We start from the raw sequence: 1136 nt of genomic DNA, 5'->3' as shown, positions 1-1136 counted from the left end.
GTGGCGATATTTTGCGCACACCGGCTGTGTTGCCGACGGGCCGCAACATCCACGGCTTTGACCCCTTCAGAATTCCAAGCGCCATGGCCGTTCGGGATGGCAAAGTGCAAGCCCAGCTGTTGATCGACCGTCATTGTGCGGATGGCAACCCCTTGCCAGAATCGATTGCCATGGTGTTGTGGGGCAGCGACAACCTGAAGAACGAAGGCGCACCGATTGCACAGGCCTTGGCCTTGATGGGGGCCATGCCCCGCTTTGACACTTACGGCCGCATCGCCGGTGTCACGCTCATCTCCTTAGAGGAGTTGGGACGTCCTCGCATTGACGTGATCATGACCCTGTCGGGCATCTTCCGCGATCTCATGCCTCTGCAAATCAAGCTCTTGGCCGAGGCTGCTTATCTGGCGGCATCGGCAGACGAGCCGCTGGAAATGAACTGGATCCGAAAGCATGCGCTGGCCTATCAGCAAGAGCATGGCTGCACGTTGGAAACCGCTTCTTTGCGTGTTTACGGCAATGCCGAAGGTGCTTACGGCTCCAACGTCAACAACTTGGTGGAAAGCAGTCGCTGGGACGATGAAGGCGAACTGGCTGAGACTTACAAGCGCCGCAAAGGCTTTGCTTACGGCCGCACGGGACGTGCTGTTCAGCAAACAGCGCTGTTGCAATCCGCGTTGGCCGATGTGCAACTGACCTACCAAAACCTGGATTCGGTCGAGCTGGGCGTCACCACCGTGGACAACTACTTTGACACCTTGGGCGGCATCACCCAGGCGGTGAAGGTGGCCAAAGGCGGAAAAACGCCACCTGTCTACATTGGTGATCAAACCAAAGGCAATGCCGCCGTGCGCTCTTTGAAAGAGCAAGTGTCCATCGAAACCCGCACCCGCATGCTCAACCCCAAGTGGTACGAAGGCATGCTGGAGCACGGCTACGAAGGCGTGCGTCAAATTGAAGTTCACGTGACCAACACGATGGGCTGGTCTGCCACCACAGGCCAAGTGCAACCCTGGGTTTACAAGCAATTGTCTGAGACTTTCATGCTTGACCCCGCCATGCGTGATCGCTTGGCCAAACTGAATCCTACGGCCTCTGCCCGCGTGGCAAACCGTTTGATCGAAGCTTCTGAACGCAAC

The 1136-nt window shown here is 57.3% G+C and carries 1 protein-coding gene; it reads left to right on the top strand.

All coding sequences use genetic code 11. The features are described 5' to 3' along the window. A partial coding sequence (locus Q0341_RS01970) for a cobaltochelatase subunit CobN (protein ID WP_299510180.1) occupies positions 1–1136 on the top strand: 1136 nt, incomplete at both ends.

Origin of the sequence: uncultured Limnohabitans sp. (genome assembly GCF_937889215.1) — a bacterium.
Classification (GTDB): domain Bacteria; phylum Pseudomonadota; class Gammaproteobacteria; order Burkholderiales; family Burkholderiaceae_C; genus Limnohabitans_A.
This window is presented reverse-complemented; position numbering and strand designations above follow the sequence as displayed.